General features: G+C 71.6%; 20 protein-coding genes. 13 read left to right on the top strand and 7 right to left on the bottom strand.

The features are described 5' to 3' along the window. The first annotated feature begins 8 nt into the window (after positions 1-8). Positions 9-1,331, top strand: a complete 1,323-nt coding sequence (locus SL103_RS16075; protein ID WP_069569718.1) for a DUF4419 domain-containing protein — start codon at positions 9-11, stop codon at positions 1,329-1,331. On the opposite strand, the gene SL103_RS16070 is transcribed toward SL103_RS16075, so the two are convergent. Next, positions 1,292-4,138 (bottom strand): AfsR/SARP family transcriptional regulator, encoded by a 2,847-nt coding sequence (locus SL103_RS16070; protein ID WP_069573780.1) that lies wholly within the window; start codon positions 4,136-4,138, stop codon positions 1,292-1,294. The genes SL103_RS16075 and SL103_RS16070 overlap by 40 nt on opposite strands. A 152-nt stretch (positions 4,139-4,290) precedes the next feature. Between SL103_RS16070 and SL103_RS16065 the strand changes: the two genes are divergently transcribed. Further along, positions 4,291-4,596: a hypothetical protein gene (locus SL103_RS16065; protein WP_069569717.1), complete on the top strand. Its 306-nt coding sequence runs from the start codon at positions 4,291-4,293 to the stop codon at positions 4,594-4,596. 103 nt (positions 4,597-4,699) lie between these two features. On the opposite strand, the gene SL103_RS16060 is transcribed toward SL103_RS16065, so the two are convergent. Further along, complete coding sequence (locus SL103_RS16060) at positions 4,700-5,026, bottom strand: carboxymuconolactone decarboxylase family protein (protein WP_208869886.1); 327 nt, start codon at positions 5,024-5,026, stop codon at positions 4,700-4,702. A 192-nt stretch (positions 5,027-5,218) separates the two neighbouring features. On the opposite strand from SL103_RS16060, the gene SL103_RS16055 reads away from it, so the two are divergent. The 7 genes from SL103_RS16055 to SL103_RS16025 all read left to right on the top strand — a co-directional run bounded on the left by SL103_RS16055 (position 5,219) and on the right by SL103_RS16025 (position 12,945). Then, positions 5,219-5,524, top strand: coding sequence for a winged helix-turn-helix transcriptional regulator (locus tag SL103_RS16055; RefSeq protein ID WP_208869884.1), 306 nt, complete (start codon positions 5,219-5,221; stop codon positions 5,522-5,524). 265 nt (positions 5,525-5,789) lie between these two features. Then, positions 5,790-6,560: a restriction endonuclease gene (locus SL103_RS16050; RefSeq protein ID WP_069569715.1), complete on the top strand. Its 771-nt coding sequence runs from the start codon at positions 5,790-5,792 to the stop codon at positions 6,558-6,560. A 65-nt stretch (positions 6,561-6,625) separates the two neighbouring features. Continuing rightward, positions 6,626-7,855: an FUSC family protein gene (locus SL103_RS16045; RefSeq protein WP_069569714.1), complete on the top strand. Its 1,230-nt coding sequence runs from the start codon at positions 6,626-6,628 to the stop codon at positions 7,853-7,855. Positions 7,856-8,068: 213 nt separating this feature from the next. Next, entirely contained in the window at positions 8,069-9,634 is a 1,566-nt protein-coding gene (locus SL103_RS16040; RefSeq protein ID WP_432215398.1) for an FMN-binding glutamate synthase family protein, read from the top strand. Positions 9,635-9,654: 20 nt separating this feature from the next. Then, positions 9,655-11,388, top strand: coding sequence for a thiamine pyrophosphate-dependent enzyme (locus SL103_RS16035; protein ID WP_069569713.1), 1,734 nt, complete (start codon positions 9,655-9,657; stop codon positions 11,386-11,388). A 104-nt stretch (positions 11,389-11,492) separates the two neighbouring features. Beyond that, positions 11,493-12,374 carry a SigB/SigF/SigG family RNA polymerase sigma factor gene (locus SL103_RS16030; protein WP_079145772.1) on the top strand — a complete coding sequence of 294 codons (882 nt, stop codon included), beginning with the start codon at positions 11,493-11,495 and terminating at the stop codon, positions 12,372-12,374. A gap of 115 nt (positions 12,375-12,489) precedes the next feature. Then, positions 12,490-12,945, top strand: a complete 456-nt coding sequence (locus SL103_RS16025) for a hypothetical protein (protein ID WP_069569712.1) — start codon at positions 12,490-12,492, stop codon at positions 12,943-12,945. A 39-nt stretch (positions 12,946-12,984) separates the two neighbouring features. On the opposite strand, the gene SL103_RS16020 is transcribed toward SL103_RS16025, so the two are convergent. Beyond that, the gene (locus SL103_RS16020; protein ID WP_208869883.1) at positions 12,985-13,818 is read right to left on the bottom strand and encodes a response regulator; all 834 of its coding nucleotides are present in this window, start codon (positions 13,816-13,818) and stop codon (positions 12,985-12,987) included. A 125-nt stretch (positions 13,819-13,943) separates the two neighbouring features. On the opposite strand from SL103_RS16020, the gene SL103_RS16015 reads away from it, so the two are divergent. Continuing rightward, on the top strand, positions 13,944-15,617 hold the full coding sequence (locus tag SL103_RS16015; protein WP_079145771.1) for a sensor histidine kinase: 1,674 nt from the start codon (positions 13,944-13,946) through the stop codon (positions 15,615-15,617). After that, complete coding sequence (locus SL103_RS16010; RefSeq protein WP_079145770.1) at positions 15,614-16,813, top strand: PP2C family protein-serine/threonine phosphatase; 1,200 nt, start codon at positions 15,614-15,616, stop codon at positions 16,811-16,813. The genes SL103_RS16015 and SL103_RS16010 overlap by 4 nt, the downstream gene beginning before the upstream one ends. Positions 16,814-16,865: 52 nt before the next feature. Here SL103_RS16010 and SL103_RS16005 read toward each other — a convergent pair whose 3' ends face one another. Beyond that, positions 16,866-17,441 carry a CGNR zinc finger domain-containing protein gene (locus SL103_RS16005; protein ID WP_069569711.1) on the bottom strand — a complete coding sequence of 192 codons (576 nt, stop codon included), beginning with the start codon at positions 17,439-17,441 and terminating at the stop codon, positions 16,866-16,868. Between the two features lie 82 nt (positions 17,442-17,523). Here SL103_RS16005 and SL103_RS16000 point away from each other — a divergent pair, with 82 nt between their 5' ends. Beyond that, the gene (locus SL103_RS16000) at positions 17,524-18,696 is read left to right on the top strand and encodes an epoxide hydrolase family protein (protein ID WP_069569710.1); all 1,173 of its coding nucleotides are present in this window, start codon (positions 17,524-17,526) and stop codon (positions 18,694-18,696) included. Between the two features lie 86 nt (positions 18,697-18,782). Here SL103_RS16000 and SL103_RS15995 read toward each other — a convergent pair whose 3' ends face one another. The 3 genes from SL103_RS15995 to SL103_RS15985 form a co-directional block, all read right to left on the bottom strand. Beyond that, positions 18,783-18,956 (bottom strand): CsbD family protein, encoded by a 174-nt coding sequence (locus tag SL103_RS15995; protein WP_069569709.1) that lies wholly within the window; start codon positions 18,954-18,956, stop codon positions 18,783-18,785. Between the two features lie 235 nt (positions 18,957-19,191). Further along, the gene (locus SL103_RS15990; protein ID WP_069569708.1) at positions 19,192-19,443 is read right to left on the bottom strand and encodes a DUF5133 domain-containing protein; all 252 of its coding nucleotides are present in this window, start codon (positions 19,441-19,443) and stop codon (positions 19,192-19,194) included. A gap of 205 nt (positions 19,444-19,648) precedes the next feature. Then, a complete protein-coding gene (locus SL103_RS15985; protein WP_069569707.1) occupies positions 19,649-19,819 on the bottom strand; it encodes a hydrophobic protein in 171 nt (56 codons plus the stop codon). Between the two features lie 252 nt (positions 19,820-20,071). On the opposite strand from SL103_RS15985, the gene glgX reads away from it, so the two are divergent. Then, positions 20,072-22,213, top strand: a complete 2,142-nt coding sequence (glgX, locus tag SL103_RS15980) for a glycogen debranching protein GlgX (protein WP_069569706.1) — start codon at positions 20,072-20,074, stop codon at positions 22,211-22,213. Positions 22,214-22,240 lie beyond the last annotated feature (27 nt).

The raw sequence follows: 22,240 nt of genomic DNA, 5'->3' as shown, positions 1-22,240 counted from the left end.
GAACGCGCATGGTTTTCGAGATGGAGCTGGCGGTTGCCGAGGACGGCGAGGCGGCGAGGCTCGCCGCCTCGCTCGCCGAACTGGGCAACGAGGGCTTCCTGCACGCGGTCCTCCGCGACCCGGCGCGCTTGGCGCACCGCAGCACCGACCGCCTCATCGGCCTGCCCACCGAGGCGGCGAACGGCACCGAGTCCACCTCCAGCCTGCTGCTGCGCGCCGTCCACCTCTGCTTCACCGCGCATCTCCCGCTGAGCCTCTCCCCCGACCTGCTCTGGTACGCCGTCGTGCACGAGGTGGCGGTGCACGTCCGGCTGAACTCCGGTACGTACGAAGGGGTCTTCACCGACACGCCCGGGCACCGGCAGACCCTCACCGTGCGCGACGACCTGGCCCCGCTGGACTGGGAGCGCTCACTCGGCCTGGTGCAGCGGCCGTTGCGCGCCCGGATCGGTGACGAGGTGGCCGACCTGTTCCAGCCGGCCTTCTCGACCACCACCCCGGCCGATGCCGCCGCCGCGCTGGTGGCACTGATGGACGTGGTCAGCCCGTACTACCGCTTCCGCTGGCAGACGCTCTGCGGCATCCCCCGTATCCGGCTCGAAGGCACGGACCGGGACTGGCGCCTGCTGGCGGCGCGGGTGCGGGAGCTGGCGGGGTGGTTCGAGGGCCTGCGGCCGTGGTTCGCCGCGCTGCAGCCGGTGCTGGACACGATCAGTACGACGGCCTCGGGCTGGGGCGTCGACCGTGCCTTCTGGGGTTCGCTCTACAAGTGGGAGTCGGCCTCCGGCGGCGACCGCGTCACCGGCTGGATCAATGCCTTCTTCGCCCACCGGTACACCGACGACGGGCCGTGTCCCAGGCGGTCCTTCGGCCCGGGCACCACTCCCGACGACGAGTTCCCCGCCCATGTCTCCCGCGTCCCGTTCCGCTGGGAGACCCCCGCCGGCACCTCCGACATGGCCTTCCTCGGGGGCGTCCTGGGCATCGAACGCGACGGCGTGTGGATCCGGCCCCGGCTCGGCCATGCCGTGGCCGAGCTCCTCCCCGCCCCCGCCGGGCGTCAGGACGAGCTGCTGCCCGAGCCGTGGACGCTGGACGACGTCCGGCGCGTCACCGGCTGCCCGCAGGCACAGGTGCTGACCGCTCTTGGCTCCGTCACCTTCCACGGCGCGCCCCTCGCGGTCGACCGGGCCCTCGCGCTGGACGGGGTCTGCGCGGTCCTGGCCGGCGACGGGGACTGGTACCTGGGCGATCCGGTGTCCGCCGCGGGGGACATCCGGTGCTGGTCCCGCTACGGCCCGGACCTCGGCACCGCGCTGCGCGCGCTCTGAGGCAGCTCCGCCAACAGGGCGCGGACCTGCTCCACTTCCGCGTCGGGCGTCTGGATCTCACGGTAGAGGGCGAGGGCCTGGCGCAGGGTCTCGCGGGCCGCTCCGATCGCTCCGGTCGCCCGGTGGGTGTGGCTCAGGTGGACCAGGGTCTCGGCCTCGTTGTAGCGGTGGCCCAGGACACGGTTGAGGTGCAGGCTGCGCCGGTAGCAGTCGACGGCTTGCGGGTGGTCGCCGAGATGGTGGTACGCGTAGCCGAGGGTGTCCCAGGTGCCGGCCTGGCCGCGTGCGTCCGCCAGCTCCTCCTGGAGGGCCAGCGCCTCCTGGCCGCGCCGTACCGCCGCCGGGTGGTCGCCGAGCCGGGCGTGGTCCCAGGCCAGCGCGTTCAGGGCGCGGGCCCGCCAGGGCAGGTTTCCGAGGTTGGTGAACAGGTCCACGGCACTGCCGTCGTGCCGCAGGGCCGCGGCGTGGTCGCCCTCGCGTTCGTACAGCCAGCCCAGGGCGAGGTGGGTGTGGGCCAGGGAGGGGCGGTTGCCGCTCGCCTCCGACAGGGCCAGCGCCCGGGCCAGTTCGCGGTGCGCCTCGGCAAGGCGGCCGGTCTCGGTGCAGGCGAAGGCCCGGGTGCGATGGGACTCGGCCCGGGCCGCCACGTCGTCGGCGCGTTCCGCGGCGGCGAGAGCCGTGGTGTGCAGGGCCGCCAGGTCCGTCCAGCGTCCGCGCCGCGCGAGGAAGGTGGTGAGCGCCCAGGCCAGCTGCCAGGCGTGGGCGTCGTGTCCGGTGCGTTCCGCACGGTCGACGGCAGCGGACAGCACGGTGTGCTCGTCCGCGAACCAGCGCATCGCCGCGTCGTGCGTGGCGAAGTGCTCGGGGTGGGTGCCGGGGGACGCCGGGACGAGCCGGATCGGGTCGCGGTGCGGCATCAGGAGCCGGTCGGCCGCGTACGCCGTGTGCACGTAGTGGTCGAGCACCCGGGTGAGCGCCTGTTGCCCCTCCGAGGCGGGCGCGACGGTTGCGGCGAGTTCGACGGCGTAGGACCGCAGCAGGTCGTGGCAGCTGTAGCGGCCGGGGCCGCGCTCCTGGAGGAGGTGGTGGGCCTGGAGGCGGCGCAGCCTCGTACGGAGCCGGGCGGCCGGCAGGGCGGTGAGGCCGGCAGCGGCGGCCGGGCCGATGTCGGCGCCGGGTGCCTGGGCCAGCTGCCGGAAGACCCGGGCGGTGTCGGGGTCGAGGGCGCGGTAGGACGAGGCGAGGACGGCCCGTACGTCGGTGCTCGGCTCGCCGGTGTCCAGGGCGTCGAGCCGGGTCGCGGTCTCGCCCAGTTCCGCTGCCAGGGCGGTGAGCGTGAGCACCGGGTTGGTGGTGAGGCGGGCGGCGAGGACGCTGAGGGCCAGCGGGAGGCCGGCGCAGTGGCGGAGGAGCGCGGCCGCGGCGGCCGGTTCGGCGGCGAGCCGGTCGGCGCCGAGGCGGCGGCCGAGCAGCTCGTGCGCCTCGGAGTCGTCGAGGGTGCCGAGGGTGAGGTGGGTGGTGCCGTGGGCGGCGGCCAGGCCGGGGAGCTGGTGACGGCTGGTGATCAGGACCGTGCAGGTGGGGCTGCCGGGCAGCAGGGGCAGCACCTGGTCGGTGTCGCGGGCGTTGTCGAGGACGATCAGGAGGCGTTTGCCGTGTGTGAGGCTGCGGTAGAGCGCGGCCTGGGCGTGCGGGGCCGTCGGGCGGTGCGCGGGGTCGGCGCCGAGGGCGTCGAGGAATTCCCGCAGGACCGTGTACGGGTCCAGGGGGTCGCCGGTCGGGGTGAAGCCCCGCAGGTCGGCGTACAACTGGCCGTCGGGCCAGCATTCTTGCCGGTCGTGGGCCCAGCGCAGCGCGAGCCAGGTCTTGCCGACGCCGCCGGTGCCGCAGATCGTGGACACCGGCACCGCGTCGCCCGGCTCGGCCCGCGGGGTCAGCAGCTTGTCCAGCCGGACACGTTCCCGGTCGCGTCCGGTGAACAGGGCCGGTATCGCGGGCAGTTGACGCGGGGTTGCCGCGGCGCGCCGGGGGCTCACCACGGCGCGGTCCGGTGGGGCGAGCCGCGGGTCGGAGACCAGGATCTGCCGGTACAGCTCCCGCAGCGCCGGCCCCGGGTCGATGCCCAGTTCCGCGGCGAGGCGGTGGCGCAGCTCCTGGTAGTGCCGGAGGGCGTCGGCGGGACGGCCACAGCGGTAGAGGGTGAGCATCAACTGGGCGGCGATCCGCTCGTCCAGGGGATGTCGCTCGGCGTGGTCGGTCAGGACGGGCGCCAGTTCCGCGTGTCGTCCGCGGCGTAACTGGAGGTCGCCCCGGTCGAGGGCGGCGGCGAGCAGCTCCGCGTGCGCGGTGTCGCGCTGGACGTTGAACCAGGGGGTGTCCGTGCCGGGGCACAGGTCTCCCTGCCACAGCGCGAGAGCCTCCTCGAACAGCCGCGCCGCCTCGTCCTCGTCGCCGGCGTCCGCGGCAGCCCGTGCCAGGGGGACGAGGGCGCGGAAGCGGTGCAGGTCGGCCGCCGTGGGAGCGACGCTCAGCCGGTAGCCACCCGAGCGCCGTGCGATCCGCGCCTCTTCCTCGGCGGGCCGCAGTGCGTGGCGCAGCCTGGACAGATAGCTGTAGAGCGTCGACCGGGCGCGCTGCGGGGCGCCCTCCCCCCAGACGCGCTCGACGAGTTGTTCCACCGTCGCCACCTGGTTGGCGCCGATCAGCAGGGCCGCCAGGACGCGCTGCTGCCGGGCGGGCCCCAGGTCCACCCGGCAGCCGTCGACCAGAACCTCCACGCCGCCCAGCAGCCGGAACTCCACCGTCATCCGGACCACCCCCCGGGGCCCGATCCTAAAACCGAAACCAGCGGCCCTGACCAGCGCTTTCAAGCTCTTCTCAAGGTTCGGCCACGGTCGGCGGAGCACAGTGGTCGCCATCTCGCCCACCAGGGCGGGACGGCAACCGAAGGAGAGACACCATGCGGAAGACATCGAAGGCCAGGATCGCCGCCGCCTCCACCGTGGTGGGGCTCGCCGCCGTCGCCGCACCGGTCGCGCTGGCCGGCCCGGCCGCGGCGGCGGGTGGCACGGCACCGGCGTGCGTCAGCCGGAGCGTCAATGCCGCGGGGCACTACGTCGACCTCGCCAACTGGTGCAACAAGACGATGCGGATCACCGTCGTCTTCAAGGACGGCTCCGAGACCCCGTGTTTCACCATGTCGAACGGGGCCTCGATGACGGTGCGCTACGGCTCGAAGACGTACGCCCGGACCGCTGTCTGCTGACCGACTCCGGCCGGGGAGCCCGGCGCCCGCACGGGGGGGCGCCGGGTGGCAGGGGGTCACCGGGCGCCCTGCCCGCCTCCGCTGCCGCACGGCGCACACCGGGTCAACGGCCAGCCGGCGCGGCGAAGTCGGTGAAGCCCGGTGTCCCGGGCTCCAGGGGGAGCCGGGTGGCGCGGGCGGTGCAACTGATGGCGTGGTACCAGCCGCACAGCATGAGCAGGTCCAGGAGTTGCGCGGGGCTGAACTCGGCGGCCAGTCGTTCCCACAGGGCGCCGTCGAGGTCGTGGTGGATGTGCAGCGCGTCGGTGGCTTCGATGAGCAGCCGGTCGCGTTCCGACGTCCAGCAGGCGTCCGTGCCGCTTCCGTCGGTGAGTGACCCGATCTGCGCGTCGGTCAGTCGGGCGCGGGCCGCGAAGCGCGCGATGTGCACGCCCCCTTCGTACGCGCAGCCGCACCGGGCGCAGGTGCGGTCGATGACGATCTCACGGTCCCGCAGGCGGAGGCAGCGGAGCCCCCGCCCCCGGGCACGGAAGAACGGAAGAACGGAAGAACGGAAGGCATGATGGCGACAACTCCCGCCCCCCGAAGGCCGGTTCGTGGATCGTCCACGCGGCGGCCGCTGATGGCGGCGCTCGACCTGTTCGGACGCCGGTGGACCCTGCGCATCCTGTGGGAGCTCCGGGACGGCAGCCTCGGCTTCCGGCCCCTCCAGCAGCGGTGCGACGGCATGTCGTCCAGCGTGCTGCACCAACGCCTCACCGAGCTGCGGGAGTCCCGTCTCGTCCGGCGCGACGCCGGGGACGGCTACCGGCTGACCCCGCTCGGCGAGGGGGCCTGCGAAGAACTGCGGGGCCTGCACCGCTGGGCCGAGGACTGGGCCGCCGAGCTCGACCGGACGCCGCCGGACCGGCCGGGGCCGGCGGCGTAGCACGCCCGCGGCGGCGAGGCGGGACCCGGAGACCGGGCCCCGCCCCTCTCGGCCGGCCGGGGCCGGGACGCTGCCGCGAGGATGACCGCCGCCGCGGCCCGTCCCGGCCCTGTCGCTCCCGTACCCCGGTCGCCGACCGCTACGCCCTCTCCCCGCCTCCTTCCGGAACAACACCGCCTGGAACCCGCCCCGTTGCGGTGATCCGGCGACTTGGGGGCACAAGATCCAAACGATCTTCGTTGACCGTTGGGAGAGGCAACAGACCATGGTGACCCCCATACGCCGGCCGAGGACCCCGCGCCGCCGGCCCGCCTTCAGCCTGCGCCAGCTGACCGTCTCGTTCGGCGTCCTCGCCATCGGCGTCACGGGAGTGGGCCTGACCCTGCGGAAGGCCATGGCCGCCGCGGGTGCGCACCCCGGCCCCTCCGTGCTCGTCGGGCTGGTCGTGATCATGGCGCTGGCGGTGCTGCTGCGCCGGGGACGGCACGGGCGGGCCGCCGCCCGGACGGTCGCGCGCGGGCAGTTGCCCGCGGCCTCCGTGGCCGTGGCCGGGGAACGCCTGCCCGCACCCCCGGTGGAGGAGGTCGCGCCGGGCCCGGTGGAGGACGTCGACGCGCCCCCGCCGGCCCACGTCGACCCGCGCCCGGTGGAGCTCGACGACTACGCGGGCATGGACGCCGACGCGTTCGAGGAGGCGGTGGCCGCGCTGTGCGAGCGCGACGGCTGCCGGGAGGTACAGGTGGTCGGCGGCGCCAACGACCTCGGCGCGGACGTGGTCGCCGTGGCCCCCGACGGCCGCAGCCTCGTCATCCAGTGCAAGCGCTACTGCGCGGACAACAAGGTGGGCTCCCAGGACCTGCAGCGGTTCGGCGGCACCTGCTTCACCGTGCACGGAGCCGATGTCGCCGCCGTCGTCACCACCAGCGCCTTCACCGATCCGGCGCGGGACTACGCCGACCGGTGCGGGATCCTCTGCTTCGACCATGACGACCTCGTCGGCTGGGCGTCCGGTACCGGCCCGGCACCGTGGGAGTGAGCGCGCTGGTTCCCCGCGCGCAAAAGCGGGCAACGGTGTGGCCGGACGACGAACGGAGCGTACGCATGGCCGGACAGGAAGCGCAGCGACGGAGGCTGCCCGCCCCGCAGGGCTGGCTCCACCGGGTGGCCCAGTGGTGGCAGCGGGCCTGGGGGTCGGAGGGATACGAGCGCGGCACCCTGCTCCTGATCGGCAAGAGCACCCTGGCCGCCACGCTGTCCTGGGTGATCTCGTACAACCTGCTGCACGCCGGGTCCCCGGCGTTCGCGCCGTTCTCCGCGGTGCTGATCATGCAGGTGACCGTCTACCAGTCCCTGCTGCAGTCGCTGCGCTACGTGGGCGCCGTCTCGGCCGGGGTCGCGGTGCAGGCCGCCCTGGGCTTCCTGGTCGGACCCGATCTACTGACGTTCCTCCTGGTGGCACTGGTCGCCCTGGCCATCGGCAGGTGGCCGGCGCTCGGGGCCCAGGGCTCCCAGGTGGCCACGGCCGCGTTCTTCGCCTACTCCACCTACCTCTCGGCGACGTCGGACGTCGAAAAGCTCACCCAGCTGGGACAGATCATCCTGCTCGTCCTCATCGGCTGCGGCGTGGGCGTCGTCATCAACACCGCGGTGGTGCCGCCACTGCGCTACCGCGGCGCCGAACACAGCATCCACACCCTCGCGCACGCCCTGTGCGACCTGGTCAGCGACATGTATCCGGCGCTGCGGGAGGGCGAGCTGGACGAGGAGCGCAGCCGGCACTGGCGGACCCGGGCCGAGCAGACGGAGGGGCTGATCGCACAGGCCCGGTCCGGGCTGCGGACCGCCGAGGAGAGCCTCTACTACAACCCCCGTCGGCTCTTCCGCCGACACCGCGGCCGGACCGGCTTCGCCGGGTACGGCGCGGTGCTCGAAGCCCTGGAGCGGACCCTCTATCAGATCGCGTCGCTCACCCGGAGCCTGCACCAGTGGCACCGAAGCGACGACGACCATCCCTACCGCGCCTTCCTCGCCCGCTACGCGGACTTCCTCGAAGCGGTCTCCGAGATCACCCAGGTCCTCGGCGAGCTGGACCAGGACGACCTGCGCGAACAGGCCCGGCAACTGTGCCAACTGGCCGACACCGCACAGCAACGCTGCCGCCAGGTGACCGGGCAGGCCGAGCGGGACGCGCTGCCGCTGGCGGACCCGGCACGGCCGTACGGGGTGCTGGTCGTCGAGGCCACCCGGCTCATGGAGGAGTTCCAGCACACCTGTGACGTACTCCAGCGGTACGTCGACCGGCAACCCCACGACCTGCACGACTCCGACTGAAGCGGGGGCGGGCGGGTACACGGCCAGCGTTGATCGAACGGCCCGCCCCCGGCCCGCCCCCGGGCGTCCGTCGCGGCGCGGGGCCGTCGTCCTACTTCTCGGGAGCTGATGGTGACCACCAACGCTGGCGTGAGCGGTTCGCGGGCCGGCTCCGGCGGACGGCCGGACGGCGCGCGGAGGCGTCTCCCCGCCCATCTGTTCCGGTGGCTGTCGGTGGCGGCGCTGCTCGTCGTCGCCGTCGGTCTCGTGGCGGCCGCCGTGCTGTCGTCGCCCTGGTGGTGGCCGCCGGCCCTGCTCTTCCTCGGCCTCGGCGCGGTCGGCGTCGCGGACCTGGCGCAGCGTCGGCACTCGGTGCTGCGCAACTACCCGGTCATCGGCCATCTGCGGTTCGCGCTGGAAGCGATCAGGCCGGAGCTCCAGCAGTACTTCGTCGAGCGCAACTTCGACGGCCGGCCCTTCGACCGTGATGTGCGCAGCATCATCTACGAGCGGGCCAAGGGCACCGAGGCGGAGGAGCCCTTCGGCACCGAACGCGACGTCTACGCCGCCGGCTACGAGTTCATGGTGCCGTCGATGGTGCCCAAGCCGGTCCCCGAGGAGCGGCCCACGATCCGGGTCGGCGGCCCGGACTGCACCCGGCCCTACGACATGGCGCTGCTGAACGTCTCGGCGATGAGTTTCGGCTCGCTGTCCGCCAACGCGATCCTCGCCCTGAACCGGGGTGCCGCCCTCGGCGGGTTCGCCCACGACACCGGGGAGGGCGGCCTGTCCGAGTACCACCTGCGCAACGGCGGCGACCTCGTCTGGGAAATCGGGACCGGGTACTTCGGATGCCGGACGGCGCAGGGCGCCTTCGCCCCGTCCGAGTTCGCCGACAAGGCCGCGCACGACAGCATCAAGTGCGTCTCCCTGAAGCTGTCCCAGGGCGCGAAGCCGGGCATCGGCGGCGTACTGCCCGGCGACAAGGTCAGCGCGGAGATCGCCCGGGTCCGGGAGGTGCCGGAAGGCCGGACGGTGATCTCCCCGCCCTACCACCGGACCTTCTCCACCCCGCGCGAGCTGGTCCGCTTCCTCGCGCGGATGCGCGCCCTGGCAGGGGGCAAGCCCACCGGGTTCAAGCTCTGCGTCGGCTCCCGACGGCAGTTCCTCGCGGTCTGCAAGGCGATGCTCCAGGAGGGCGTCACCCCGGACTTCATCATCGTCGACGGCGCCGAGGGCGGCACCGGGGCCGCGCCCCTGGAGTTCGCCGACCATCTGGGCGCGCCGCTGACCGAGGGGCTGATCACCGTGCACAACGCGCTGGTCGGCTGCGGGCTGCGGGACCGTGTCAAGGTCGGCGCGAGCGGGAAGGTGGCCACCGGCGCGGACATGGTCAAGCGCATGATCCAGGGCGCCGACTTCACCAACGCGGCGCGCGCCATGATGATGGCCGTCGGCTGCATACAGGCCCAGCGCTGCCACACCAACACCTGCCCGGTCGGGGTGGCCACCCAGGACCCGCACCGGGCCCGTGCGCTCGACGTGCGGGACAAGTCGGCGCGGGTGCACCGGTTCCAGCAGGCCACGGTGGACAGCGCCCTGCAGATCATGGGCTCGATGGGGGTGCAGCACCCGGACGAGCTCCGTCCGCACATGCTGCGCCGCCGCCTCGACCCGCTCACCGTCCGCTCCTACGAGGAGCTGTACGCGTGGCTCTCCCCCGGTGAGCTGCTGGCCGCGCCCCCGCAGGACTGGGCCGCGGACTGGGCGGCCGCCGACCCCGACCACTTCACCGTCTGACGTACCGAAAGGACCACCACATGGCTCGCACCGTTGCCCAGGTCATCGTCGACTCCCTCCACCAGCTGGGGGTTCAGCAGGTCTTCGGCGTGGTCGGCGACGCGCTCAACCCCCTCACGGACGCCATCCGGCGGGCCGACGGGCCGGAGTGGGTCGGGTGCCGGCACGAGGAGGCGGCGGCCTTCGCCGCGGGGGCGCAGTCCCAGCTGACCGGCACGCTGGGCGTGTGCATGGGCACCGTCGGCCCCGGTTCCGTGCATCTGCTCAACGGCCTCTACGACGCGGCGAAGAGCCACACCCCCGTGCTGGCCATCGCCGGCCAGGTGCCGCTGGCCGACATGGGCAGCGACACCTTCCAGGAAGTCGACAACGACCTGCTCTTCCGCGACGTCGCCGTCTTCCGCGCGACGATCACCTCGCCGGACCAGCTGCCCGGCCTGCTGGAGCACGCGGTGCGTACCGCGCTGGCGCGCAAGGGTGTGGCGGTACTGACCGTGCCCGGGGACCTCGGCGACCGGGAGGTCCCTGACGACCGGGAGCCCCGCTTCGCGCTGCCCCGGACCGGCAGCCGGCCCGACGACCCCGAACTCGCCGACGCCGCCGGCCTCCTCGACGCCGCCGACCGGGTCACCCTGCTGGTCGGCAGGGGAGCCCGGCACGCCCGCGCCGATGTGCTCCGGCTCGCCGAACGGCTGGCCGCGCCCATGGTGCTCACGCTGAAGGCCAAGGAGGGGTTCGAGGAGGACAACCCCTTCGAGGTCGGCCAGACCGGGCTGATCGGCAACCCGGCGGCCGCCAAGGCGCTGGACGACGCCGACACGCTTCTGCTGCTGGGCACCGACTTCCCCTATCGGGAGTGGTATCCGACCGGCAAGAAGGTCGTCCAGGTCGACTCCGAGGCCGCGCACATCGGCCGGCGGGTCCCGGTGGACGCCCCCCTGGTGGGCGACGTCGGTCCCACCGTGCGCGGGCTGCTCGGCCTGCTGGCGAAGGAGAAGGACCCGGGCCATCTGAAGCGCGCCCGGGAGCGGTTCGACCACTGGCGCAGTTCCCAGCTGAAGCTCGCCTCGCCCCGGCACGACGAGAGCCTGCTCGGCAAGGTCCGCGCCGGTCTGGACAACCGTGACCACCTGATCCGGCCGGAGGCGCTGGCGGCAGCCGTCGACGGGGCCGCGGCCGACGACGCCGTCTTCACCTCCGACACCGGCATGGCCACCGTCTGGCTCTCCCGCTTCGTCCGCATGCGGGGCACGCGCCGCCTGCTGGGCTCGTACAACCTCGGCTCGATGGCGAACGCGCTGCCGCAGGCGCTGGGCGCGCAGTTCCTCGACCGGGACCGGCAGGTGGTCGCGTTCTGCGGGGACGGCGGCCTGAGCATGCTGCTGGGCGACGTACTGACCCTGCGCACCTACCAACTGCCCGTGAAGCTGGTGCTCTTCGACAACCGGCGGCTGGGCATGGTGAAGCTGGAACAGGAGCAGGCGGGGCTGCCGGAGTTCGGGACCGAACTCGACAACCCCGATTTCGCCGCCGTGGCCTCGGCGTTGGGCATCACCGGTATCCGCGTCACCGATCCGGCGCAGCTCAAGGAGGCCGTGCGGGAGGCGTTCGCCACCGAGGGGCCGGTGCTGCTGGACGTGCTCACCAACCCGGACGAGATATCCGTGCCGCCCAAGCCGACCGTCGAGCAGGGCTGGGGCTTCGCCATCGCGAAGGCCAAGGAGTTCCTGCGCAGCGCGGGCGACACCGACTGACCGGGCGGACGGGCCGGACACGCGGCAAAAAGATGTACATGCTCAGCGTCCGGCGGGGCAGGAGCCCCATCGACCGGGGGCTAGGGATTGGGAAGGAGTCACTCATGAGCACCAGCAGCGCGACGGCGGAGACGACTCGGGAGCGCGGTGTCGTCGACGTACCGGCCTCGGTGTCCGCTCCGTGCTCCGAGCTGCCCCTGATCGAGTCGCCCGAGCAGCTCGCCCCCAGCGACGCCCGGGAGCTGACCCATCTCTTCTTCGAGCGGTTGGAACACTTGGAGGAGGGCACGCACGAGTACCAGTACGCGCGCAACACCCTCATCGAGATGAACCTGTCCCTGGTGCGCTTCGCGGCCCGTCGGTTCCGCAATCGCGGTGACGACTTCGAGGACATCGTGCAGGTCGGCACGATCGGTCTGATCAAGGCCATCGACCGCTACGACCTCTCGCGCAACGTCGAGTTCACCACCCTCGCCATCCCGTACATCACGGGCGAGATGAAGCGCTTCTTCCGTGACACCACCTGGGACGTGCGGGTCCCCCGGCGGCTGCAGGAACTGCGGGTCGACCTCGCCCGCGCCGGTGAGCACCTCGCCAACGAGCTGGGCCGGGACCCCAAGGTTCCCGAGCTGGCGGCACACCTGAACATCCCGGAGGAAGAGGTCATCGAGGGGCAGGTCGCCGCCAATGGCTACAGCGCCTCCTCCATCGACGTCACCATCAGCGACGACGGCAACGACGCGCCGCTGGCGGACCTGCTCGGTGACTACGACGAGGACATGGGCCTCTTCGAGGATCTGCACACCCTCAAGCCGCTGCTGGACCAGCTGGAGGAGCGCGACCGCCGGATACTGGAACTCCGCTTCGGCCAGGAACTGACCCAGGCCCAGATCGGCGAACTGCTCGGCATCTCCCAGATGCACGTCTCGCGCCTGCTCAACCGCTGCCTGGCCCGGCTCCGCACCGCCATGCTCCGCACGGACTGACCGCCCGGCCGCCCCGGCACGTACCGGGGCGGTGGGGCGCCACGAGGGCCGTGCACCCGGGGTGAGAAAGTGGGCCGCGAGACCGCGACAGGCGGTCCGACGAGGGGGCGGCCGGATGAAGACGTCGCGTGCCGTGCTGCGGCGGGGGCTGGTGTTCGGGCTGCGGGCCGGGGCGATCCCGGCCGGCGCGAGTGCCGTGCTGTGGATGATGGTGGCGGTGACCCGGTGGGTCCACGGCCCGTCCGGCAGCACCTTCGAGGATCCGCCGCGGGCCGCCCTCGCCGTGGTGGGTTCGCTGGCCGTGGGTGCCGCGATCGGCGCGGTGACCGGCGCGGTGCTGGCGTACGCCCCCCAGCGGCTGCTGTCCTCCGCGCCGCTGCGCGCCGTGCTCTGCTTCGCGATCGGCGGGACGCTGTCCTCCGGCGAGGTGGTGGTGATGGCGGTGTCGAGCGACGGCGGCTACGGGCCGATCCTCCTCGCCTTGGCGGCCATGCCGGTCGTGGGCGTGGTCACCGCGGCGCGCGGCCGGGAGATCGCCGCCGCCCGTCTTCCGGCTGCCCGTCACCTGTGACGTCGCTCCCGAGGCGGCACGGCGCGCCCCGCAGCGACGTCAGGGCCGGTGGAACTTGGCTGCGGTGTCGAGGAAGAAGGCGTCGATGCTGTGCACGGCGCGCACGAAGTCGTCCAGGTTGACCGGCTTGGTCACATAGGCGTTGGCGTGCTGCCGGTAGGCGTCGTTGATGTCGTCGGGCGCCGCGGACGTGGTCAGGACGACGACCGGGATGCTGCCGAGGTCGGGGTCGTCCTTGAGGACCGCGAGGAGTTCCCGGCCGTTCATCCGCGGCATGTTCAGGTCCAGGACGATCAGGTCGGGGCGCTCCTTGGTCGGGTCCCGCAGGTGCTCCAGGGCGGCCACCCCGTCGACGGCCTGGTCGAGGGAGCGTGCCACTCCCCGTTCGACCAGTGCGTCTTCGATGAGCATGGCGTCGGCGGGGTCGTCCTCGACGAGCAGGACGCGGTAAGGGCGGTCGGACGTCAGCGCGTTCATGGTGGTGCTCCCGTGTTCAGGGGTGGGATGGGGGCGTGCAGCGGGCCGCGAGGCGAAGACGAGACCTGGCCAGCGGCGGCGGGCACCCTGCCGGCTGATGCCCCACGCCTGCCCGATCTGCGGGTACTTGGCTCCGTTCTCGGCGGCCTCCTGCGCCTGTCGGCCGGCGCAGAGGTCGACGGCACGCGCCAGGTACGCGAGGGCGTTCAGCCGCGCCAGGGCGGGATTGCCGTTCGCCGGGCGGCCTGATTCCGTCGGTGCGTCATCGTGCTCTGTTGCGGGAGCGATCGGGAAGGCTTGTCCGGCCAGGTCGTTCGCGAGCTGCTGCACCGCTCTCTCGGCGAGCTCTGCCATGTCGTCGGGCTGGAGGCGGGCGGGGAACTGCTCGCTGGCCATGACGGCACCTTACGGCGATCATCGCAAGCTCGACAACCTGTGTTGTCGACAATCTGTACTCTATGGCTGCTTGTGCCCACACACCGTCGATCCACACCGGACACGGACAGCAGAGAGCAGGCGCGATGAGTCAGGAAATGCCGGACCGCGAGGGCTCTCAAGGGGCCGAGGGGCCCGGTGCGGCGGCCGATACCGGTACGGCCGGCCGGCCGCCCGAAGACCTCCGCAGCGGATCGTCGTGGACCACGCGCCGGACGCTGAACGTCAGCGTGCTCGTGACGATGGTGCTGCTGACCCTCCTGGGCGGCTGCGGGATATGGGTCTTCGTGCGGTCCGCGGAGGCCACCGGCCGGCTCGTCGACCGCTCCAGCCCCGCCCTGGTCGCCGCGGTCAAGCTGGAGAGTGCGCTGGTCAACCAGGAGACCGGCATCCGGGGGTACGGACTGACCGGCCAGCGGGAGTTCCTGGAGCCGTACCACGACGGGCTGGCGCAGGAGCGCGCCGCCGCCGCGCGCCTGCGTGCCCTCCTGGGGCACGACGGTCAGGCCGCGCAGGACCTCGCCCGCGTACTGGACCGGGCCGAGGAGTGGCAGCAGCAGGTGGCCCGCCCCATCGCCACCGCACCGAGCGGCGCACCGGTCCGGCTCGCCGCCCAGCGGGCCCAGGCGGGCCTGCACAGGTTCGACGCCGTACGGGCCGAACTCGCCGTGCAGCGCGGCCATCTGCAGGAGGAGCGGGACCGGGCCCGGGCGGACCTGCGACGGGTGCGGGTGCTGCAGAACTGGGTCTCCGCGGCCATCGCCGTCCTCGTCCTGGCGATGCTCGGCTTCGCCGTCGTCGGGCTCCGCCGCGCGGTGACCACTCCCCTGGGCGCGCTGTCCTCCGACGTCCGCGCGGTGACCAGGGGCGACTTCCGCCGGCCGGTGCACGGCACCGGGCCGGCCGATCTGCGGGCCCTGGCGTCCGACATCGACGGCATGCGCAAACGGCTCGTCGAGGAGCTGGAGTTCAGCGACGCGGCCCGGTCGCAGCTGGACGAGCAGGCCACCGAACTGCAGCGCTCCAACAGCGAACTGGAGCAGTTCGCCTACGTCGCCTCCCACGACCTGCAGGAGCCGCTGCGCAAGGTGGCCAGCTTCTGTCAGCTGCTCCAGCGCCGCAACGCCGATCAACTGGACGACCGGGCACAGCAGTACATCGCCTTCGCGGTGGACGGCGCCAACCGCATGCAGGCACTCATCAACGACCTGCTCGCGTTCTCCCGCGTGGGGCGGGTGCACGCCGACCACACGCCCGTCGACCTCCAGCCGCTCTTCGGGCAGGTGCGGGAGTCCCTCAGCATCGCCGTCGAGGAGGCGTCCGCGACCGTCACCCACGACCCGCTGCCGACGGTCCCCGGCGACCCCACCCAGCTCGGGATGCTGTTGCAGAACCTGCTGAGCAACGCGGTCAAGTTCCGCTCGCCCGACCGCCCTCCGGCGATTCACCTCTCGGTCCGCAAGGAGGAGGGGTACTGGGAGTTCGCCGTGGAGGACAACGGGATCGGCATCGATCCCGCGTACAGCGAGAAGGTCTTCGTCATCTTCCAGCGCCTGCACACCCGGGAGAGCTACGCGGGGACGGGTATCGGGCTGGCGCTGTGCAAAAAGGTCGTCGAGTACCACGGCGGCACGATCGCCGTCGACCACGACCACTCCCCCGGCACCCGTATCACCTTCACCCTGGCCGACCAGACTCCCGAGGCAGCGGCGTCGGAGACCTCCGGGCGTGCCCCGCAGAGAGAGGCGACCGCGTCATGACCGTCCCTGCCGCCCGGCCGCTGCCCGTCATCCCCACCCGGACCGCGGACGGCGCGGGGGTCGTCCTGCTGGTCGAGGACGACTCCGGTGACGCCGTACTGGTCGAGGAGTACCTCAACGACACCGAGTTGCCGGTCAGTCTCTCCTGGGTGCAGACCTTCGACGCGGCGCGCGCCTACCTCGCCAACCGGACGCCGGACTGCGTCCTGCTGGACCTGCACCTCCCGGACGCCTCCGGCATCGCGGCCGTCGAGGAGATGCAGAGCCTGTGCCCGGACGCGGCCGTCATCGTCCTCACCGGCCTGGACGAGACCCGGGCCGGCCTGGAGGCGGTGGCCGCCGGCGCACAGGACTACCTGCCCAAGGCGCGCGTCACCCCCGAACTGCTCGACCGCGCCATCCGCTACGCGCTGCACCGCAAGAACACCGAGCGAACCACCGCCCGGCTGCGGGAGAACGAACTGCGTGCCCAGGAGAACGCCCGCCTGGAACGGGGTCTGCTGCCCGCCCCGCTGCTCCGCTCCACCACCGTGGTCTCCAGCACCTGCTATCTGCCGGGCCGCAAGAACGCCCTGCTCGGCGGCGACTTCCTGGACATCGTCGAGACTCCCGACGGGCTGCTGCACGCCGTCATCGGCGATGTCAGCGGGCACGGCCCGGACGCCGCCGCGCTCGGGGTCTGCCTCCGCATCACCTGGCGGTCCCTCGTCCTCGGGGGGCACCGCGGCACCGAACTGCTGGGCCTGATGGAACAGGTGCTGGTCGCCGAGCGCAGCGCCGCGGAGATGTTCGCGACCTGCGCGACGGTCGTCCTCGACGCGGCCGGCCACCGGGCCACGGTGACCCTCGCCGGCCATGACGAGCCGCTGCTGATCTCCCCGACGGAAGCCACCCGGCCGGTGCCGGCCCGGCACGGCATGGCCCTGGGCATGCTGCCGGGCAGCGCCGCGTGGCATCCCACGCAGTGCACCGTGCCACCGCACGCCACGCTGCTCATGCACACCGACGGTCTCGTCGAGGGCCACACGGACGGCGATCAGCGGCTGGGCACGGACGGCCTCATCCGGATCATCGAGGAGGGCCGGCACCTGCCGCCGCCCGCTCTGATCGACCATCTGACGGGCACCGCCCGTTCGCTCGACGGCGGCCGGCACACCGATGATCTGGCGGTGCTGGTACTCAGCTGGAACGGGTGAACAGACGGACGAGCTCATCGCGTGGGCGCACCGGGAAATCCCGAGGTAGCAATCACTCCGGCGATCTGGGGTTCTTGCGCTGGTTGGCCTGGAAGCGCGCCTTCTTCTGGCGATTCCCGCACGTATTCATGTCGCACCATTTGCGGGTGCGACTTTGACTGGTGTCGAAGAAGGCGGCCCGGCAGGTCGGTGAGGCGCACAAGGCCAGTTTTCCGTCCCGTTCGCCTGCGATGATGCTGATCGCGTCGGCGGCGATCACGCTGAGGGCATCTTCCACGCGGGAAGCCGAGCTGAGCCGCCATCGCCGCTCACCCTCGGGCGTCAGGATCGCCGCGGCCCGACCCTGAGCGCTGCGGTCATTGATGACTTGGACGGCAGGGGCAGGGAGAGCGTCCTGGACCGCGGCCGCTGTCGCGACGGCGTGAATCGCCTCCCTCAGTTCCCGAGCGAGGTCGAGCTGGGCAGTGGTGCAGGAGTCCACGGCGAGGCCGCTCACCGCCAGCCAGTCGACGAGTCGGTGCGGCGCGGGAATGCGCTCCACGGCGTCGCCATGACGCTCCGACAGAGTCCCCGTGAAGCTGGTCGCCAGCACCTTGCCGAGGCGGAAGTCAGGGAACGCAGCACGCATGGAACCACCTTAGCCGGTTGCCGCTCGACTCGGAGAACTGCTAGAACCGTCTTAGCCGGTTCCACGATGGCCAGGAGGTCTCATGCCCCGTCCCACCAGCGACGTGCAAGCATTCGAAACCCACGTACCTGACGCCGACCTCGACGACCTGCGCGCCCGACTGGCCGCGGCGCGACTGCCGGAGGCCGAGACGGTCCATGGCGCCGCGCCCGGCCCTCGCCGATGGGAACAGGGCGTTCCGCTCGCCGACCTCGTCGATGTCGTGAACTACTGGCGCACCGGGTACGACTGGCGGCCGTTCGAGGAGCGCCTCAACCGGATCGGCCAGTTCCGCACGACCATCGATGATCTGGGAATCCACTTCCTGCACCGCCGATCCGCGCGTGCGGATGCCACTCCGCTGATCTTGACGCACGGCTGGCCCGACAGCATTGCCCGGTTCGTCGATGTGGTGGACGAGCTGGCAGATCCGAAGGATGCGGACGCGCCGGCGTTCCACGTCGTGGTCCCGTCGCTTCCCGGCTTCGGCTACAGCGACAAGCCGGCCACCACCGGGTGGGGAACCGAGAAGATCGCGGCCGCCTGGGTGGAACTGATGGGCAGGCTCGGCTACCGCACGTTCGCAGCCCACGGCGGCGACTGGGGAGGCAATATCACCACGGTTCTCGGCGGCAGGTTCCCGGCGCACGTTCTCGGCATCCACACCACGTTCGCGGAGGGACCGCCCGGGTTGACGACGGACGGGCTGACGGCGGTCGAACGCGAGTGGGCCGCGGAAACCCGCGACTTCTGGCGCCACCGCGCGGCGTACGCGAAGCAGCAGGCGACCCGGCCGCAGACCATCGGCTACTCGCTCGTCGACTCACCGGTCGGGCTCCTTGCCTGGATCCTCGACAAGTTCGCCGAGTGGTCAGACACCGAGGACAGCCCGTTCGAGAGGATTTCCCGAGACCGCGTTCTTGACGACGTCACCCTGTATTGGCTGACGCGGACCGGCGCATCGGCGGCCCGCATCTACTACGAGAGCCACAACGCGCTCGATCCCGAACTCCGGGTCGACGTCCCGTCAGCGCTCACCATGTATCCCCGCGACGTCGAGAAGTGTCCGCGCCCCTGGGCGCAGGAGCGGTACCGGAAGATCGTCCGGTGGAAGGAGCCCGAAGCCGGGGGACACTTCCCGTCGCTGGAGGTGCCCGAGTATTTCGTCAAGGACCTGCGAGAGGGCCTCGCGGCAGTGCTGGCCGCCGAGCGGTGAACGCGGCTCGGCCACCGGGTGCGGGTCCGCCGGCGGCGGACCCGCACCCGACAGGCGTGACAGTTGCGGGGATCAGTTAGCGGTGCTCAGTCGTCCAGGGCATCCTTGGCCTTTTCCTTCGCGCCCCGCAGATCACCCTTCTTTTCCTTGGCCGAGCCCTCGGCTTCCATGCGCTCGTTCCCCACGGCGCGGCCTGCCGCCTTCTCCGCCTTTCCGGTGACCTGCTCCGTCTTCGCCTTGGCCTTTTCCTCGGCACTCATCGGGGCTCCCTTCATCGGTTTCTCAGCGGTTCGTATGCCGTATCGCATATGGCGTAGGTCCCTGAGAACTCCCGCCGGGCGGCGGGTAATTCCCGGGGAAGGACGTTCCAGGGGTGCAGCGGAGGGAGGGAATTTCGTGGCCGCACCCCCGGACCGTCGTATCTCTTCTTGTGTCCGTTGCGCGGCCGATGATTCCTGCCGATCCGACTCGGAAGAAAAACACGGCCGCACCTCTTCAGTTCGCGAGCCGCATCGGCGCCGGGGCGTCCGGCGCGTAGGCCAGCTCCGCGAGATCCGCCGCGAGTTGATCGGCGGCGAATGCCAGGGCGGCTTCGACGGTCCGGGTTCCGGTGGAGACGCAGAGCGTGTAGGAGAGGTCCTCCGTCCGCCGCCGGGTCTCCGACGAGCTCCGCTCCGTGTTCCGGGCACGAAGTTCCTCGTACTGCTTCACAAGATCCCGCAGTATCGCCGGATGGGGCTTCAGCACGGCTTTTCCTCTCTCGCGGAGCTCGGCATCGGGTGCCGTGTACCCATGGAAGCGTTCTTCACTGCCGTGCCTCACCACCGTTTTTCGGTCCTCGTCGGGCCGGAACGCAAGGGGCGCCGGACACGGGTGCATTCCCGCGGACGCACGGACGGGGCCCCGGCACTCTCTGTGCCGGGGCCCCACCTTTTGCGCCGGACGGCGACCGTCACCAGCGATACCAACGACCTCGCTTTCCGCCGGGCCCGGCCGAGCGCATAACAAAGCCCAGCAACCACACCGCGAGCACGACCACGGCCACGATCCACAGCGCCTTGAGCGCGAATCCGGCGCCGAAAAGGAGCAGGGCGAGAAGCAGAACGAGAAGCAGGGGAACCATAGTTATCAACCTCCGGACAACCGTGTGCCCGCACTCCCCACCACCACACCCGTCAATTTATGTGTTTCTTATGTGGCGCCCGGGGCATCCGTTACGGCTTTCACTCCCGCCCGCGCACCGGTCCGGCACCGGTCGTGGAGGGTCCGCGCCCCGGCGCGCGCCCACGGCATCGACCCGCGATACAGGGGCATGGATGGGGTGTGGATGCCGCGTGATGCCGTGCAGTGCCGTCCGGTCGGGAGGCTCGCGAACATGCAGATATGGCAGGACACCACGGAATCGGGCCGGTGGCCCGGAAGCGCCTCCCCCCTCGGCGCCACCTACGACGGAAGCGGCACGAACTTCGCGGTGTTCTCCGAGGTGGCCCAGAAGGTCGAGTTGTGTCTCTTCGACGAGCGGGACCAGGAGGAACGCGTCGAACTGAAGGAGGTCGACGCGTTCGTCCATCACGTCTACCTCCCCGACATCGGGCCCGGACAGCGGTACGGATTCCGGGTGCACGGGCCGTTCCAGCCGTCCCAGGGGCAGCGCTGCATTCCCCACAAGCTGCTGCTCGACCCGTACGCCAAGGCGATCGAGGGCCGGATCGAATGGAACGAGGCCCTGTTCCCCTACCGCTTCGGCGCTCCCCACCGCCGGAACGACGCGGACTCCGCGCCGTACACGATGAAATCGGTGGTGACCAATCCCTACTTCGACTGGGGAAACGACCACCGGCCGCACATTCCGTATCACGACACGGTGATCTACGAGGCCCACGTCAAAGGACTGACCCGGACCCACCCGGCGATCCCCGAGGACATCCGCGGCACCTATGCGGCGCTGGCCCATCCGGTGATGCTGGACTACCTCACCGCGCTGGGCGTCACCGCCGTCGAGTTGATGCCCGTGCACCAGTTCCTGCACGACCACACCCTGGCGCAGCGAGGACTGTCCAACTACTGGGGCTACAACACCATCGGTTTCTTCGCCCCGCACAACGCCTACTGCTCCTCGGGGCAGCGCGGCGAGCAGGTGCAGGAATTCCGCTACCTCGTGAAGAGCCTCCACGAGGCGGGCATCGAGGTGATCCTCGACGTGGTCTACAACCACACCGCGGAGGGCAATCACCTCGGTCCCACGCTGGCGTTCCGGGGCCTGGACAACGCCGCCTACTACCGGCTGTCCGACGCGGACCCCCGGTACTACTGGGACACCACCGGCACCGGCAACAGCCTGCGCATGAACCATCCGCACACCCTGCAACTGATCATGGATTCGCTGCGGTACTGGGTGACCGACATGCATGTGGACGGCTTCCGCTTCGACCTCGCCGCGACCCTGGCCCGCCAGTTCCACGGCGTCGACCGGCTGTCGTCCTTCTTCGACCTGGTGCAGCAGGACCCCGTCATCTCGCAGGTGAAGCTGATAGCCGAGCCCTGGGACGTCGGCGACGGCGGGTACCAGGTGGGGAACTTCCCGCCGCTGTGGACGGAGTGGAACGGCAAGTACCGTGACTGCGTCCGCGACTTCTGGCGCGGCGAGGGCGGCACGCTGGGGGAATTCGCCTCCCGGCTGACGGGCTCCTCCGACCTGTACCAGAGCGACGGCCGCCGCCCGCACGCCTCGGTCAACTTCGTCACCGCCCACGACGGCTTCACGCTGCGCGACCTGGTCTCGTACAACGACAAGCACAACGAGGCGAACGGCGAGGGCAACCGCGACGGTGAGCACCACAACCGGTCCTGGAACTGCGGGGCGGAGGGGCCCGCCGGCGACCGGAACGTGCTGGCGCTGCGCGCCCGGCAGCAGCGCAACTTCCTGGCCACGCTGCTGCTGTCCCAGGGCGTTCCGATGCTCTCGCACGGCGATGAGCTCGGCCGGACGCAGGGCGGCAACAACAACGCGTACTGCCAGGACAACGACGTCTCCTGGGTGGACTGGCCGGCGGTCGCCGAGGGCAGCGAGATCCTGGAGTTCACCAGGGAACTGATCGCGCTGCGCCGGAACCATCCGGTGTTCCGGCGCCGGCGCTTCTTCCAGGGCGTCGCGGTGCGCGGCAGCCGGGACGGACTGTCGGACATCGGCTGGTTCACGCCCGCGGGCCGGGAGATGACCGACGACGACTGGGACGCCGGGTTCGCCAAGTCGCTCACCGTCTTCCTCAACGGGCAGGCCATCTCCGAACCCGATCCGCGCGGCCGGCGCATCCAGGACGACTCGTTCCTGCTGCTGTTCAACGCCCACTACGAACCGCTCGGCTTCACCGTGCCGAAGGACCTCGGCGGGTGGTGGAGCGTGGTGGTGGACACCGCCATCCCCTACGTGGAGTACCGGTCGCTGGTGAAGGCCGGCGCCACGGTGGAGGTGGAGGCCAGGGCGTTGCTGGTGCTGCGCCAGTCCGGCCAGGACTGACCTCCGCCGCACCGCGCGGGGACCCGT

Source organism: Streptomyces lydicus, from assembly GCF_001729485.1.
Classification (GTDB): Bacteria; Actinomycetota; Actinomycetes; order Streptomycetales; family Streptomycetaceae; genus Streptomyces; species Streptomyces lydicus_D.
Note: the sequence above shows the minus strand (reverse complement) of the source record. Positions and strands in the feature narration are given on the sequence as shown.